This window comes from Lutimonas saemankumensis, from assembly GCF_020171465.1.
Lineage (GTDB): Bacteria > Bacteroidota > Bacteroidia > Flavobacteriales > Flavobacteriaceae > Lutimonas > Lutimonas saemankumensis.
In genome coordinates this window covers 778,322-793,703 of the sequence record NZ_JAIUZR010000003.1, presented here as the reverse complement: position 1 = coordinate 793,703, position 15,382 = coordinate 778,322, and the positions used below count along the sequence as shown (strand labels likewise).

General features: G+C 40.3%; 13 protein-coding genes. 9 read left to right on the top strand and 4 right to left on the bottom strand.

Translation table 11 applies throughout. The annotated features are described in order from the left end of the window. Positions 1 to 107: 107 nt before the first annotated feature. Positions 108 to 473 (top strand): lipocalin family protein, encoded by a 366-nt coding sequence (locus tag LCM02_RS04975; protein ID WP_224927225.1) that lies wholly within the window; start codon positions 108 to 110, stop codon positions 471 to 473. A gap of 63 nt (positions 474 to 536) precedes the next feature. Here LCM02_RS04975 and LCM02_RS04970 read toward each other — a convergent pair whose 3' ends face one another. Both LCM02_RS04970 and LCM02_RS04965 read right to left on the bottom strand, forming a co-directional pair. After that, entirely contained in the window at positions 537 to 1,268 is a 732-nt protein-coding gene (locus tag LCM02_RS04970) for a sulfite exporter TauE/SafE family protein (RefSeq protein WP_224927224.1), read from the bottom strand. Positions 1,269 to 1,279: 11 nt separating this feature from the next. After that, positions 1,280 to 2,854 (bottom strand): T9SS type A sorting domain-containing protein, encoded by a 1,575-nt coding sequence (locus LCM02_RS04965; protein ID WP_224927223.1) that lies wholly within the window; start codon positions 2,852 to 2,854, stop codon positions 1,280 to 1,282. 306 nt (positions 2,855 to 3,160) lie between these two features. Here LCM02_RS04965 and LCM02_RS04960 point away from each other — a divergent pair, with 306 nt between their 5' ends. Together LCM02_RS04960 and LCM02_RS04955 are read left to right on the top strand one after the other, a co-directional pair. Then, positions 3,161 to 3,631, top strand: a complete 471-nt coding sequence (locus LCM02_RS04960; protein ID WP_224927222.1) for a cupin domain-containing protein — start codon at positions 3,161 to 3,163, stop codon at positions 3,629 to 3,631. A 199-nt stretch (positions 3,632 to 3,830) separates the two neighbouring features. Further along, the gene (locus LCM02_RS04955) at positions 3,831 to 4,370 is read left to right on the top strand and encodes a hypothetical protein (RefSeq protein ID WP_224927221.1); all 540 of its coding nucleotides are present in this window, start codon (positions 3,831 to 3,833) and stop codon (positions 4,368 to 4,370) included. Positions 4,371 to 4,410: 40 nt separating this feature from the next. On the opposite strand, the gene LCM02_RS04950 is transcribed toward LCM02_RS04955, so the two are convergent. Continuing rightward, complete coding sequence (locus tag LCM02_RS04950) at positions 4,411 to 5,829, bottom strand: sulfatase family protein (protein ID WP_224927220.1); 1,419 nt, start codon at positions 5,827 to 5,829, stop codon at positions 4,411 to 4,413. Positions 5,830 to 5,965: 136 nt separating this feature from the next. On the opposite strand from LCM02_RS04950, the gene LCM02_RS04945 reads away from it, so the two are divergent. From LCM02_RS04945 to LCM02_RS04925, 5 genes are all read left to right on the top strand, one after another. Then, positions 5,966 to 6,736, top strand: coding sequence for a DUF6090 family protein (locus LCM02_RS04945; RefSeq protein WP_224927219.1), 771 nt, complete (start codon positions 5,966 to 5,968; stop codon positions 6,734 to 6,736). An 85-nt stretch (positions 6,737 to 6,821) separates the two neighbouring features. After that, positions 6,822 to 7,253, top strand: a complete 432-nt coding sequence (locus LCM02_RS04940; RefSeq protein ID WP_224927218.1) for an HYC_CC_PP family protein — start codon at positions 6,822 to 6,824, stop codon at positions 7,251 to 7,253. A gap of 72 nt (positions 7,254 to 7,325) precedes the next feature. Beyond that, on the top strand, positions 7,326 to 9,575 hold the full coding sequence (locus LCM02_RS04935; protein ID WP_224927217.1) for a TonB-dependent receptor: 2,250 nt from the start codon (positions 7,326 to 7,328) through the stop codon (positions 9,573 to 9,575). A gap of 44 nt (positions 9,576 to 9,619) precedes the next feature. After that, positions 9,620 to 9,985, top strand: a complete 366-nt coding sequence (locus LCM02_RS04930) for a heavy-metal-associated domain-containing protein (RefSeq protein WP_224927216.1) — start codon at positions 9,620 to 9,622, stop codon at positions 9,983 to 9,985. 148 nt (positions 9,986 to 10,133) lie between these two features. Further along, positions 10,134 to 10,865, top strand: coding sequence for a DUF6090 family protein (locus LCM02_RS04925; RefSeq protein WP_224927215.1), 732 nt, complete (start codon positions 10,134 to 10,136; stop codon positions 10,863 to 10,865). Here LCM02_RS04925 and LCM02_RS04920 read toward each other — a convergent pair. After that, a complete protein-coding gene (locus LCM02_RS04920; RefSeq protein WP_224927214.1) occupies positions 10,862 to 11,872 on the bottom strand; it encodes a DUF3500 domain-containing protein in 1,011 nt (336 codons plus the stop codon). The genes LCM02_RS04925 and LCM02_RS04920 overlap by 4 nt on opposite strands. A 255-nt stretch (positions 11,873 to 12,127) precedes the next feature. Between LCM02_RS04920 and LCM02_RS04915 the strand changes: the two genes are divergently transcribed. Continuing rightward, on the top strand, positions 12,128 to 15,373 hold the full coding sequence (locus LCM02_RS04915; RefSeq protein ID WP_224927213.1) for an adenylate/guanylate cyclase domain-containing protein: 3,246 nt from the start codon (positions 12,128 to 12,130) through the stop codon (positions 15,371 to 15,373). Positions 15,374 to 15,382 lie beyond the last annotated feature (9 nt).

Genomic DNA, 15,382 nt, shown 5'->3' with positions numbered 1-15,382 from the left:
TTATAATCATCATTTCAAAACCGTTAACAATGGTCATCCGATACTAAATCGAGATTTGAAACGTTTTCAAAGGGTAATTAAACAGAAACCAACAAAAATATAATATCATGAAAAATTTTAAATTTATACTTATCATGTTCGTAGCTTTAACCGCGGCCGTATCATGTACTGATGATGGCGGAGATGATGTAAACCCAATCATAGGAACATGGGCCTTAACAGAATCAGCTGAAGGCATAGAAATAAGTTTAGAAGCCACGTTTCATGAAAACAATAACGGAACCATGGTAGCCACTGTTAGCTTTGCAGGAGAATCTGCCTCGGATAGCAGTTCTTTTACCTGGAGTACGGATGGCGATGAACTCACTATGACCATGGAAGGAGAGACAGAAGTTTCAACTTATTTTATTGTAGGAAACAAGTTGACCATAACCGACGATGAAGGTGAAGTAACTGTTCTTACAAGAGTATAACGAATTCATTGAGAACTAAATCTCATCAACACAGATCAACCCTGCCCGGAACGGCAGGGTTTTTTATTTGATAAAAAGTTGAATTATGGTAACAATTCCAATGACAAGAATCAGGAACAATGACAATTTCCTAAATTTGGATTGTGGAATATAAGCCAACACTTTCTTGCCCAAAAATGAACCAACCAGGCCGATAACAAAGAGGAAAGGAATATATTTCAAATCGTGTTTATGGATATATCCGTTGTTGTAATACACAAAGGTCCTTGAAAAATCGATCATAAAATCTATCGTGGCTGAAGTAGCCAAAAAGGCACTTTTCTCCAGATTGAATGCGGCCATGGTCAACCCTCTTATGGCTCCTCCCGTACCTAATAAACCCGCTGAAAAACCTGAAAACGTCCCTCCTATTAAGGCATTTTTCCTGTTAGGTGAAATTTGTATTTCGCTTTTGATCAAAAACAAAAGGCTAAATCCAACCAAAAATAACCCTAGGGAAATTTCGAGAAAATCACTTTTTAACCATTTCGACAATAAACCTCCAACAATAACAAAAATTACCGAGGGGATACCAATATTCATTAAAAGCTTCTTGTTTAATCCCTTCTTAAATAGCAGAATTTTGCTTAGGTTACTCGACAAATGAAATATGGCCGTCAGCCCCAATACCGAATAAAAATCAAAATAAAAGTTTCCCAACGGAACAAAGAACACAGAGGAACCAAAGCCTCCTATCGTTCCAATAACTTCGGCTACCATGGCCAACAGTAAAAAAATAAAGTTGACATCTTTCATTGATATATACTTTACTTCAGTAAATCCCTAATTTTCACTACCCTTCTTACGGAGACAGCCTTCTCTCCAATGAATCGCACGAGATATAGTCCGTGGTTTAATGAACTTAGATCAATGGATTCCTGAGGGTTTTTGAATTCAAGTATTCGTTGTCCAAGATAAGAATAAAGTTCAATGGAATTGAGTTTTACACTGGACTCAACTATCAGGCTACCTCCTGTAGGGTTAGGATATAAATGCAGTCCGCTATTGAGTTCATGATCGGCAATACTAAGTGCGTAAAAACAATCTTCTGCAAAAGAGGTGGTGTCATCACGATTTTTCCAGTTCGTTGTGGAATAAATGGCATCGTCTACTTGTACACATGTTAAATTAGCATTATTTAAAATGTCAATCGCATTTATATGTTCATTGGAGCCGCTTTTTAAATTCAATGATTGTAAAAGATTATCGTTAGCGAACAGCCAAAGTAACTGTTGATTCTGACTGAGGTCTAAATCTATGAGCTTGTTATATCCCAATTCCAAGCCTTCCAATTTTGGAGACTCCGAAAGATAAATTGAAGCCAGTTCGTTGTTGTCGGCGAAAACAGCCCGTAAATCAGGGTATGAGGTCATGTTAAGATCCGATATTTGATTATCGTAGCATATTAATTCTCTAAGTGCATTATTTTCGCTAAGATCCAGATTGGTAATCTGGTTTTCACTGCAGTATAAGACTTCAAGTAAAACTGCTCCTTTAGTAATCATGGTTGACAGTTTTCCGACGTAACAATATACCTCTTTTAAATTTATATTCGAACTTAGATCGAGACCTTTTAAATTATTATTCTCACAGTACAGTTTCTCTAGTTTCTTTAAACCTAAAAGATTGATCTGCTCAACTGGATTCATTCCAAAACTTAGTTCTACCAAGTTTATATTTTTTGATACATTAAGACCTTTTATTTGATTATCAGAGCAGTCCAAAAACTCCAGAGCATCTGCTCCTTCTGTGATCAATTCCGTTAATTCATTATCATGAACAAAAACTGTTTTTAAAGAGGGGTTGGCGCTAAGGTCGAGAGTTTTAAGTTTATTAAAACTCATCCATAACGTTTCTAAAGATTTATTTGAGCTTAAGTCTATTTCCGTCAAAAAAGTGTCCGTGCATTGCAGATATTTCAGCTCAGAATTGTTTGTGAGAATTACCTGGTTCAATGGATTATAATCACATTGCAATTTTTCAAGTAATGTGTTCTGACTTAAATCTACTGAATTCAGTTGATTTCCATTTATGTTCAATTCTTTGAGCTTTAAATTACCATTAAGATCTATTGAACTTAATCGATTTTCGCCAATATTAAGCACCTCCAGTTCCACAAAATCTTCAATACCCGTAAGGTCACTGATCGATTGAGAATCGAGATTTAACTCTGTAAGGCCCGAAATATTTTCGGTCAGGACATAGTCATCCAAAACATCGTCATAACCCAGATTGATCAGAGCAACTTCAAAATTATCATCCGGGATATAGGTTGTTTGCCCGGATAGTCCTAATGTCAAAACAAAAAATAAAACGCAGAGAATTAGATAGCTATTTTTCATATCAGCAATCTTTACAGGTTGAATAATTAAAGTTATTCACAGCGTAATGATCGGTCAATGATATGAATCAACTAATACCATGATTCTTATCAATTTTCCTCCTGCCTGAAAAGGTTTAATCTCCTCATCATTTCATGAGTATTGGTTTTTAGACAAATTCCTAACAGACATTTGTAATTTTTGCTCGATAAATATTTTATTCCTTTCGTAAAGGATTAGAGGCCGTTCGTCCCAATTCATTATTTTAAAATTCGGTTTCAGATTATATTTAACTCAAAATAATTAACCTATCCTAAACCAATTAAAATGAAATTAGCCAAACTTTTATGTTTTACCATCCTCCTGACTTTTGGAATGATAAGTATCAGCTGCGAGCAAAAACCTAAGGAGCCTGCCGCGCCGGAAGCGCCGGAAAAACCCGAAGCCCCAGAAGCTCCTCAGATAAGCGAGGTTTACACGGTTGATGAGGCCTTGAACCCTCTAAACGTATACCGTGATAAAACCAAGATATATGCCGACTCGTTAAACGTACAGATGTATGAACTCATCCTGGAGCCCGGAGATTCTATTGGACTTCATGCCCATCTTGATCATACTATTTATGTACTTGAAGGAGGCTCCGGAACGGTCTGGGTGGATGGAAAAGAACCAAGAGAAATATCATTTACAGCCGGTCAGGGATGGCTGGGAGGACCATTGACAGATTCTGCCAAAAACACCGGAGACACAACATTAAGGCTCCTGATCACGGAGATCTTCAGACCAAGAATGCAATAAACCAAACAACTAGCCAACCTTGATTAGTATAAGCCACATTCATTGTGGCTTATACTATCTTTTTATTCCTTCCGTTTGCTTGCGGGATTTTCTCATCATTCAAACCACGATCAATAGAATTGATGACCCCGGTCATTGCTTGCTCTTAAGTCCTCTCCTAACTTTAATCCTATTGAAATTAATTGCTAAAATCGATAGGATGAAAACAAAAACAGCATACTTAGGAAGCAGGTTATTATGGTTCTTTACCTTTATCGCATTGATCATGTTTACAATCAACTGTGATTCGGACGATGATGACGATATAAAAGACCAGACATTTCTCGAAAAAAATGACGGTACCAAATGGAAAATCCTTGAAGATGGAATTCTGGTATATATGCGCCTGAATAATGACATGAATAAACCTATCGAAATCTGGATGAATAACATGGAGTTGGGTAAGGGAATGGATGATCCCATCTGTTACTATTACAGCGATGACATGCTGAACGTGGATGAAGAAGGCATAGAAATAATTGAAAATTCAGCCAACAAATTAGAATTCACCTATTTTGGAGAAGAAACCTGGGAAATGAAGGTTGAAGGTGACCGTTTAAAAATGACTTTCACTTCCATGAATGACCGGGTGGAATATGTCTATCTGGACAGAACCAACGAAAATGTGGACAGTTTTGAGATCTGCCCGGAGGAAATGAAAGACTCGGTTAAAAAGCGTCATTTCTCAAGGAGTTTTTAATCTCCTTCTCCTTTAAAGCTGAATACCTTTAGGATTCATATTACTGATCGGCCTCTAGAATTGCTGCTAAATTATCTTTCAGGGGGTTGGTTATATCCAACTGGTGTTTCTGAGCTATTTTTAACAATTTCTCAACAACGGCAGGGTTCTTGGCGGCAACATCGTATTTTTCCGAAACATCGGCATCCAGATTATATAGCTCTGGCCGCTCCAAAGGCTCCGTTGGCTGCCAATAAAGAACAGGAGCAGACTGCTGCAAGTGCAGTTTCCATTTTTTAGAACGAACCGCAAATAATTTTGCATTCGTTGACCAATAATAAAAACTGGATCTGGGGCTAACTTTAGCGGATCCTTTTAGTACCTTGGAGAGATCATAACCATCCATTTTTCTATCTTTTGGAACTTCCGTTCCTGATAAAGAAGCAATCGTATTGATCAGGTCAAGCGTAGATCCCATTTCATTGATTATCCCGGGCTTAACGTTTCCTGGCCCCCAGAAGATTGCAGGTACGCGTTGTCCACCTTCAAAGGTAGTTCCCTTTCCCGCCCGCAAAGGCCCCGCTGAACCCCCGTGGGTTTTAAAGGCTAGCCAGGGTCCGTTGTCAGATGTGAAAACAACCACTGTATTCTTATCCAGCCCCAGGTCTTTTAAAGTATTTAAGATCCTTCCAACGCTCCAGTCAATTTCTTCGATTACGTCTCCATAGATTCCCTGTTTACTCGTTCCTACCCTGTCGGGATGGGCAAATAGTGGAATGTGGGGTAAGCTATGGGCCAGATATAGAAAAAAGGGCTTATTCTTATGATCTTTTATAAACTCTATGGCTTTTTGGGTATAGCGAAAGGTAATGGTATTTTGATCAGCTGGCTGTTCAATCACCCGATCGTTTTCCATCAACGGAACATTAAACTTTTTATAATCAGACCTATAATATGGATCTTCCGCGTTTTCAAATTGTTCCGACCACTCTCCTGTATAGTTCATGTCATTCGAATAAGGAATGCCGTAGTATGAATCAAAACCATTCTGATCGGGCAAGAATTCCGGAAGATGACCCAGATGCCATTTCCCAATGGCTCCTGTAGCATAATCCTTCTGTTTTAAGACTTCAGCGATGGTAATTTCAGATTGAGGCAACCCCCCGGCTGAATTAGGAAACAAGACGCCTCTTTTTGAAGAGGTCATACCGTTCCGTATCGGGTATCGACCCGTGAGCAATGCTGCTCTGCTTGGAGTACATACCGGAGAAGCTACATAAAACTGCGTCCACTTCTGCCCTTCCGAAGCCATCCGATCAAGGTTTGGTGTATTGATGGTAGGGTGTCCAAAACTACTCAGATCCCCATAGCCCATATCATCAGTAAAAATGACAATAAAATTTAAGGGTTTGTCATCTTTGGAATCAAAATTCATGAATCCAAAAAGAACCAGCGAAGCAAAAATGAGTTTGTATTTCATGGTTTGATGATCAGATTAACTTTCTAAAATTACTCAAATTAAATCTATTTGATTCAAGTCTTTTGGCCCGCCGATCAATAAATAAATTCAATCCTAATTTCAAAAATCTTATATTTAGGCATTAACAAACATACCTATGATCCCCTTTTTTAGAAAAATCCGTAAACAACTTGCCGATGATAACCGACCTTTAAAATATGCCCGATATGCCATTGGAGAGATCGTTCTTGTGGTCATTGGTATACTGATCGCCCTTCAGATCAATACCTGGAACAATGAACAGATTGATAAGCGCAAGGAGCAATCCTTACTCAAAGGCCTGCATAAGACTTTTCAGGATAACCTCGATAACCTGAATTATGTTATTGATGATTCAAGAGTTGCTTTTGATTCAAGTAAAAAGCTGTTGTCAATGCTCGGCCCGAATGCCTCAGGGTATTCAGATTCTGAAGTGGATTCCCTACTAAGCGATATCATCAATTATACCACCTATGACCCCTCTACCGGTGTTATTGACGAGATCATCAATTCCGGTAAACTCAATATAATTCAGAACAAAACTTTAAAGGAAAATATTTCCAGCTGGTCAGGAATGCTTACCGATGCCAATAAAGACATAGAAATAGCCAATGATCATACCTTTAATGTGCTGCTGATCTATCTTAACAAAAAGGCCAATCTCAAAAATTTGCCTAAGCCTCAAAGTATCATTGATAAAACGGGTATGGAGCTTTCCGATTCTTCAAATTTCCCTTCAGACTATGATGAATTCATGACGGACAAGGAATTGGAAAACCTTATTGAGTTCCATGCATTGAATTTTATCTATTTAACAAGAGAATACCTGGAGATCAAGGAGTACCTGGAGTATAATATAAGCTTGATGGAAGCTGATATCAGCGAATAAGTCATCCTCAGAATACAGGTAAAAACAAACGTTAAAGATTTCTCAAAATAGTTCAGGAATTTGAAATAATTGCTAAATTTGCAACGTGAAGTACAATCATTTTCAACAAACGATTTCTGTGGTTATGGCCCTGCTGGTGTTGATCTCAACACTGTCTTTCAGTATTGACAAACATTATTGCGGCGATACCCTTGTAGATTTCGCTATTTTGGCAGATGCTGAGAATTGCGGAATGGAAGAGGCTGAGAATGATCTGGATTCCTCAACTGAGGTACCCGTACTTACCCAAGAACCTTGTTGTAAAGATGTGGTCGATCTCGTAGAAGGTCAAGATGAATTGAGTATTGAAAAAATACAGGTCCTTGATACGGATCAAAAAGTATTTGTACTTTCTTTTGCCTCTGTATTTTACGCGTTAAACCTTCTGGAGCCTCAAAAGGACCCTCCCTTTGAACATTACGCTCCTCCCGTTTATGTCAAAGACATTCAGGTCCTCAATCAGGTATTCTTAATTTGATTTGAAGTCATTAACAATGTGTGCCCTGCAAAGAGCGGGCAAACAAAATAATGATCAATCAAATTATATTACATGTCATTTAGAAATCAACTAAAGATTTTAGCTTTAGTCTTTACCCTGCCCCTGTTTGTTCGGGCGCAGGAAACATTGAAGGGAGAAGTTTTAGAGGTGGTGGACGGAAAGGAAGTACCACTGACAGGAGCCAATGTTTATTGGCAGAATACTTCCATTGGTGCCATGACAAATGAGGACGGAAAATTCTCTGTTCCTTATTCCGGGGAGTACCATCAATTAGTGATCTCCTTTATCGGTTTCAAAACCATAACGCTGGAAGTGCATTCAAATGCCTTTATCAGGCAGGTATTGCAGTCAACTTCTGACTTGGACGAAGTTACATTAAAATCACAAAAACAAAGTACGGCAAAGTCTTATTTAAAAGCGGCCAATACCTTTACTGTGACCAACGATGAGCTGTTAAAAGCAGCCTGTTGTAACCTGTCAGAGAGTTTTGAAACCAACCCATCCATTGATGTTAATTTTGCCGATGCCGTAACAGGGACACGACAGATCAAGATGCTGGGACTAACCTCTCCCTATATCCTCATCGCAACGGAGAATATTCCAGCTGTGAGGGGAGCTTCACAGGCCCAGGGGCTCAGTTTTATACCAGGTACCTGGGTAGAAAGTATTCAGATCACAAAAGGAGCAGGAAGCGTAGTTAACGGCTTTGAAAGTATTGCCGGTCAGATTAACGCAGAGCTGGTCAAACCCACTACGGACCATAATTTTTTCCTGAACCTCTATGCTGCTTCAAGCCAGCGTATTGAATTGAATGCCCATTACAACACTCCTGTATCGGAAAAATGGAGCACAGGAATCTATGTACACGGTAATACCCTTCAAAAGAAGCATGATGTAAATGATGATGGTTTTCTGGACATGCCCTTGTATAGCCAGATCAATGTGATGAACAGATGGCAGTATACGAATCCCGAAAAAGGGATCGTTACTTTTATCAACCTTCGTTATTTAAATGACGGTAAACAAGCAGGCCAGGTAGATTTTAAACCGGATACAGATAAGTTCACAACCAATGCATGGGGAAGTGAAATTGATACCGAAAGAATGGAAGGTTCGTTTAAACTGGGTTACGTCAACCCTGAGATCCCTTATCAAAGTTTAGGATTTCAACTGGCTTACAGCCATCATGAACAAAACTCCTATTTTGGGCAAAGAATCTATGATATCAGGCATAAAAGCTTCTACTCCAACCTGATCTACAATTCGATTATATCAGATTCGAGGCACAAGATCAAAACGGGTATCAGCTTTACTTATGATCATTATAATGAACTTGTGGAGTCTGCAGATTATGCAAGGAATGATAATGCCATTGGAGGATTTTTTGAATATGCCTTTGACAATCTGGACAACTTTACTATGACAGCCGGAATCCGAGCCGATCAGCACAACAGACTGGGCTTTTTTCTTACTCCACGCTTACACCTGCGATACACCCCCTGGGAAAAATCCGCCCTGAGGGCCTCTATTGGCCGTGGAAAACGCAGTGCCAATATTTTTGCAGAGAACCAGAACCTGTTTGCCAGTTCGCGACAGATCAATATTCTCGATGACGGAGGGCAGATCTACGGGCTTGACCCTGAAATTGCCTGGAACTACGGAGTAAGCTTTTTACAAGGTTTCAACCTTTTTGAGAGAAAGGCAGATATTACTTTAGATTATTATCGCACAACTTTTGAAAATCAAGTAGTTGTAGACTGGGAAAATCCTTATGAAATCAGCTTTTATAATCTCGAGGGCCAGAGTTTTGCCAATAGTTTTCAATTGGAAATCAATTATAATATTGCGGAACGTTTTGATTTAAGGACGGCCTATAAATATTACAATATCCAAACAGATTACCAGGATGGAAGAAGAATAAAACCTTTGGTTCCCGAACATCGTGTTTTTGTAAATCTGGCCTATGAACTTTTTGGTCAGAATGTTCAGGCTCCATGGAAGTTTGATGCCACTTTTAACTGGCTGAGTGAGCAACGTTTTCCGGATACGTCACTGAGTCCTGTGGAATACCAGCGCGATGAATTTTCACCAACGGTAGCAACGCTTAACGCGCAGGTTACCAAAGTATTTTCACCCAAATTTGAAATTTATTTAGGCGGGGAAAACGTGACCAACCTTAGACAACCTGATCCTATCATAAGCGCCGAGGATCCTTTTGGTCCTAATTTTGACACCAATTTTGTGTATGGACCAATATTCGGCAGCATGTATTATGCAGGATTACGATTTAAAATGAATTAGTAACATTAATAAAATGAATTAGTAACATTAATAAATAGAAAATTATGAAACAGTTTATCACCATTTTAGCACTATTGATGATCAATATCAGCTTCGCTCAGGACAAGAATGCAAAAGCAAGTATTGAAGTTGACGGCGTCTGCGGTATGTGCAAAGCACGAATTGAAAAGGCCGCCATTAAGACCAAGGGAGTTAAATCTGCCGTTTGGAGTGTTCAAACCCATGAACTGGCCCTTATTTACGATGCAAGTAAAACAAATGTGGAAAGCATTTCGGAAAGTATTGCAGCTGTTGGGCACGACACCCAGGCCGTCAAGGCTTCAGACGAGGCTTATCAATCGATTCACGGATGCTGCCAATACAGGGATGACGAAGTAAAGAAGGATCATGAGGGAGAGTCTAAGAATTGACCCCTGCATCAATTAAAAAGTATTTTATCAAAAACACAGTTAAAAAGGAACCTTTTTAACTGTGTTTTTCATTTTGTCTTTCTGATCTTCTTCATTTTTCTCGGTTCTGAATTCATTTTCCTATATTTAGGATTCAAGAAACCAACTCATGATCCCCTTTTTTAGAAAAATTCGTAAAAAAATGGCTGATGACAACCGGCCTTTAAAGTATGCAAGATATGCCTTTGGTGAAATTATATTAGTTGTGATTGGAATCTTGATTGCTTTACAAATCAATACCTGGAATGCTGATAAAAAGGCAAGGAAACTGGAGTATTTAACGCTTACAGAACTTAAAAAAAATATTGAAACGGATCTTGTAGCGATGGACCTAATGAAGATTAGTTTAAATAGTCGTATTAGAGCCTGTGAGATTGTCATACAAAGTCTATCAAGCGATCAGCCCTATCATGATTCTTTGAATATTCATTTTGGAATGGCTATGGTCTATGATGATATGGATTTTCATAAGGGAATTTATGAATCCATTAAAATTTCGGGAAATCAACTAATCGATGATAACAGCCTGCGCTTTGCTATTAATAATTATTACGATTATTCTGTACAGGATATGGAGGACGGAATCAGAGAAATTCGTGATGATTTCTACAATTATATGCTCACCTATCTCCGGGAAGACTTCAAGTATTACAGACACATTGATTCAAAAGCTGAACCTCGTGATTTTGAAGCTCTCAAGCAAGACATGACATACAAATTATCTTTGGGGATATTTATGGATGTCAAAAAAATGAACCTAAGGATTCTTATCAATACAATTCAAGCCTCTACTGAGTTAATTGAAAAAATAGATCAAAGATTGAGTAAAATAGAGCACTAATGACTCGACTCCAGATAGTGTTCCCTGATGATATCTTTTCCAAAGTCTCCGTCAAAATCACGCCAGACAGTATGGATGTGGTTGGCATTATTGATCGTGTTGTCAAATTCTATCAAAAAGGAATGTCCTTGAATTCGGTAGTAATGCCCCTCACCTGGTTCTGTAGCTCCAGCCCATCCGAATCGAATCTCTGACAGATTTTCCTTTTCAATTTCTGCCCTGCGTTGTTTTGCAATATCCACGGGCATTACAGACAGATATTCATTGATCAGGGCCAGTAAATGCTTTTGCTGCTCCTCGTTCAATTCGGCAAATTTGATTCCCACAGGTCTCAGAGGGCCTACTTCAGTAGCATTGGAGGTGACGATTTCAAAATAAGACCTTGTACTAAAAATGGCTTTGATCCTCTGGCTGGAGTCCAGTGAATTGACCAGTTCAAAAGCCATGTCCTCTTCCGCTTTCAAAGCCCGTTGACCTTTTTTCTTTCCAATGGGTATTGTGGCCGGGTTGGCTCCCAGAAAACGTGGCGTCATACTCACTTTTTTATTGGTGATGGTGAAATTAAGTGACAAGTGATGTCCTTCAAACGACCAGGCCCATAGATCGTCTTTTAAAGGGTCTCCATAAATGGCAACAAAATACCTGTTCGGGTCCCTGAAATCCTTGTCCTGTCCCATCTCAATCAGTACATTTTCCAGGTCGATGATACTCATGATCTTTTTGTATCCGGCCTCACTTAAATGATCATGCAGGAGTGAGAAGGCGAGTTCTTTCTGTTTGGGATTTAAATCCTTAAGAAGAATCCCTTTTCTCGGCCACATCTTACCCGGAAGGAAATGCCAGGTCTCCCTGCTTAAATCATCAAAAGGCAATTGGGCTTTTTCAAGTTGCTCTTCATCCAGAGCCTTGATAAAGTCCGTTACGGGTGAGTTTCGTGTATAGGTAAAAGCTACCAACAATACAGACAGTATTAGAATCAGGCTTAGAGTAATGTTCTTATATTTCATAAACCAAATGTAATATTCAAACCGCTCAATAAAAACTATTCTGGTACGAACAGCCCCAAATACTTTCCGAAGGAGAAAAATTGTGATGTGAAACGTATGTCATATTCACGAGTTGTATGGGTCCAAGATGTTTCCTGTTTCCCTCATGTGTAAATGGCAGCTCATGGACCCGTGCAGTTTCGTTTTTGAATTATCCTGAATTATGACTAACTTATTGACGATTTGCCGTCATCTATAAACTTAAAATGTTGTAGTATGAAAATCTGTGCCCATTGTCAGGAGAAAAATCCTGATCAAGCTAATTTCTGTCAAAATTGTGGCTCGAATCTTTCCTCTTCTCAAAAGACTGTCTCCAAAGAAAAGAAAGACACAGCTGAGCGTCGGCAACTGACCATCTTGTTTTGTGACCTGGTTGATTCCACCCCGCTTTCCGAGCGAATGGACCCTGAAGACTACCGACAAATGATCCTCGATTATCACGAAGTTGCCGAAGAGGTGATCGAGCGTTACGGAGGCAAGGTTGGCAATTATCTGGGCGATGGCCTCCTGGTTTATTTCGGATATCCGGAAGGTCTGGAAAATGCTGCCATAACCGGGGTTCAAACCGGATTAGCAATCCTTGATGCCATGTGGAAAGTACGCAAACGATGGGAAACCGGAGACGATATTTATGTCAAGTTACGCGTTGGAATACACACCGGGATTGTCATTGTTGATGAACACCTGGCACTTGGTGAAACGGTTAATATTGCGGCCCGTTTAGAAGGCCTGGCGCCCCATAACGGATTGGTGGTCAGCGCACAGACCTATCACCTGATCAAAGGCTGGTTTGAGGTTAAAAGTATAGGCAAAAAAATGCTGAAAGGTATTACCGAGCCTATGGAGGTCTTTGAAGTCATAAAGGAAACCGGTGCCAGAACCAGGCTGGATATAGCCCGGGGAAAAGGGCTGTCCCCTCTGGTTGGCCGAGAAAAAGAACTCAAGCAACTCCAACGGCAATGGGAGAAGGCAAAAAATGGCCAGGGAACATGTACCTTGCTCACAGGTGAGGCAGGTATAGGCAAATCCAGACTGGTTGATCAGCTGGAGAAAGAGGTCCTGAAGGAGGAAAAAGGATTGATACTTGAAGCAAGATGCTCCACCTATCAGGTTTATAGCGCCTTATATCCTCTCCTGGAATTGATCCAGAATGACCTGACACAAATCAAAGCCGAAGATACCAACGATCAAAGAGCAGAAAAGCTCAAAATATTTATAAACAACGAGCTGCCTGCCGTGGTGCACACTATCCCTTTACTTGCTGAGTATATGGGTATTTCATCTGATGAGTTTCCTCCTCTTGCGATGAGCCCCTTTGCAAAAAGGCAAAAGATCATGGAAGCGATCAGCCAGGTTTTGCTTGAACTTATCGGCGGAAAAACGGTTCTCCTGATCATCGAGGACCTGCACTGGGCAGATGCCTCTACCCTGGAATGGCTCAAAACATTTATTCCACAGACAGAAAAAAAGAGTTTGTTGTTTCTTGGAACAACCCGTCCAACTTTACGCCATGACCTGGCTAATTTTGAAGGCCTGAGCAATATAGATTTGTCAAGGTTGACCCCCCGTGATATGAAGGAAATTTGCCTTTACCAGGCCAAGGGTAAGAATCTTCCGTCAGCAATTCTTGATAAAATCATTGAAAAGACCGAAGGGGTTCCGCTCTTTGTTGAAGAACTGACCAAAATGGTAATGGAGTCTGACCGGCTAATCGAAAAGCATGACCACTATGAACTTATGGGATCCTTGTCATCCATGGATATCCCATCGACCTTAAAAGACTCTCTCCTGGCACGTCTGGACCAATTAAAAGACGTTAAGGAAATCGTTCAGGTCAGTTCGGTGATCGGTCGTGAGTTTTCTTTGGAAATGCTCAGGGCAATGCTTCCTGAAGAAGCAGACAAAATTGAAGCTGCCATCAGTAAACTGCTCCATGCAGATATATTTCAGAAAACGGAAAAAGATCAGGCATCTGAATTCAAGTTCAAACACGCTTTGATCCAGGAAACCGCCTATGGATCCATGCTGAGGATCCGTCGACAGCAAATCCATCAGACCTTTGCAAAAGTACTGCAGGAAAATTTTAAACTTATCTGTGAAAATCAACCTGAACTGCTGGCCCATCACCTTACCGAGGCCGGCAAGCCTTTAGACGCCATACCACAATGGCTCATTGCAGGACAGCATGCCAGTAAGACCAACGCCGCAAAAGAGGCCGTAGCGCACTTGACTAAAGGGCTTGAATTACTGCCAAATGTAAAAAACCAAGCAGAACGTAACAGTCTGGAACTCGACTTCAGGCTGACACTTGGAGGAAGTTATATGGTATCTCATGGCTTCCCGCATCCCTTGGTAAAAGAAACCTTTAACAAGGCCGAAGAAATAGCAAAAAGACTGGAATTGAGCCCTAAACTGGCCCTTATTCAATTAAACCTGCTCAATTATTTCTTTAATACTGAGGATTACGATTCCTTTGATAAGTTATCAGCGCATATGACTAAACTGGCTGAGGATCCAGAAAACGGTTACTGGTTTAAATTGTTCGTCACTCATTTTAAAGGAGGTAAAGTTGTTCGAGGCGAAATCAAAAACTCTCATCCCTATTTTAAACGAGCCCTTGAGATTTTTGATCCGTCACTCCCCTTTCCCTGGGAATTAGCACCTGCCGGCTATATGCCCTATGCCACGAAGGGCTGGTATGCCCTGAACCTTCAGATTGCAGGGCTGTTCGATCAGGCTGAAGACCTGGCGAAAGAGCTGTTTACTTATGTGGACAAAGAATATCAGGATTCCACGAGCCTGTATCATGTATACACCTTTCCTGCCTTGTATTGCCTGCTGGCCAAAAAATGGAGTGAATGTCAAAGTATCATTGAACGATATCTCCCAATAGCAAGAGAATTTGGCGATCCTGTATTTAATCTGACTGCAGAAGTCTATTATCATCTGGCCCTTGCATGTCAGGGGAATCAATCCTCATATCAGCAAGTTGTACAATTGATACAGGTATGCTTTGACATTGGATTCAAAGCCTTTGCGGTAACCATGTCGGCATTAGTGGCTGAATGCCACCTGATCCATGGAGACCCATCTCGTTGCCTGGATTGGATCACAAAGATCCTGAACCATGTAAACCAGACGGGCACCCATATCCAGACGGCCGAATTGTTCAGAATCCGAGGACGTGCTTTAAAGATATTGGAAAAACCCCTGGAATTGGTTGAGCGAGAGTTTGAAAAATCTTTGGAACTAGCCGAAAATCAAGGCGCCGGCACCTTTGAGATTCGCGCAGTCATGGATCTGGCCGGTCTCTGGCAAGAACAAGGAAAGACCGAACAAGCCCAACAACTTTTACAGGAATGTTATGATGGATTTACCGAAGGATTTGAATCATCTTTAGACCTTCAGGAAGCCCACACCTTTTTAAAAACCCTGAAAAGTGGAGCCCAGGGAATCTTTTAAGGATGTCTT

What these genes read in the sequence shown, in the direction of transcription:
- LCM02_RS04955 (WP_224927221.1), top strand. Translation starts at nt 3,831, where the DNA reads ATGAAAACAAAAACAGCATACTTAGGAAGCAGGTTATTATGGTTCTTT.
- LCM02_RS04915 (WP_224927213.1), top strand. Translation starts at nt 12,128, where the DNA reads ATGAAAATCTGTGCCCATTGTCAGGAGAAAAATCCTGATCAAGCTAAT.
- LCM02_RS04960 (WP_224927222.1), top strand. Translation starts at nt 3,161, where the DNA reads ATGAAATTAGCCAAACTTTTATGTTTTACCATCCTCCTGACTTTTGGA.
- LCM02_RS04935 (WP_224927217.1), top strand. Translation starts at nt 7,326, where the DNA reads ATGTCATTTAGAAATCAACTAAAGATTTTAGCTTTAGTCTTTACCCTG.
- LCM02_RS04965 (WP_224927223.1), bottom strand. Translation starts at nt 2,854, where the DNA reads ATGAAAAATAGCTATCTAATTCTCTGCGTTTTATTTTTTGTTTTGACA.
- LCM02_RS04970 (WP_224927224.1), bottom strand. Translation starts at nt 1,268, where the DNA reads ATGAAAGATGTCAACTTTATTTTTTTACTGTTGGCCATGGTAGCCGAA.
- LCM02_RS04945 (WP_224927219.1), top strand. Translation starts at nt 5,966, where the DNA reads ATGATCCCCTTTTTTAGAAAAATCCGTAAACAACTTGCCGATGATAAC.
- LCM02_RS04975 (WP_224927225.1), top strand. Translation starts at nt 108, where the DNA reads ATGAAAAATTTTAAATTTATACTTATCATGTTCGTAGCTTTAACCGCG.
- LCM02_RS04925 (WP_224927215.1), top strand. Translation starts at nt 10,134, where the DNA reads ATGATCCCCTTTTTTAGAAAAATTCGTAAAAAAATGGCTGATGACAAC.
- LCM02_RS04920 (WP_224927214.1), bottom strand. Translation starts at nt 11,872, where the DNA reads ATGAAATATAAGAACATTACTCTAAGCCTGATTCTAATACTGTCTGTA.
- LCM02_RS04930 (WP_224927216.1), top strand. Translation starts at nt 9,620, where the DNA reads ATGAAACAGTTTATCACCATTTTAGCACTATTGATGATCAATATCAGC.
- LCM02_RS04950 (WP_224927220.1), bottom strand. Translation starts at nt 5,829, where the DNA reads ATGAAATACAAACTCATTTTTGCTTCGCTGGTTCTTTTTGGATTCATG.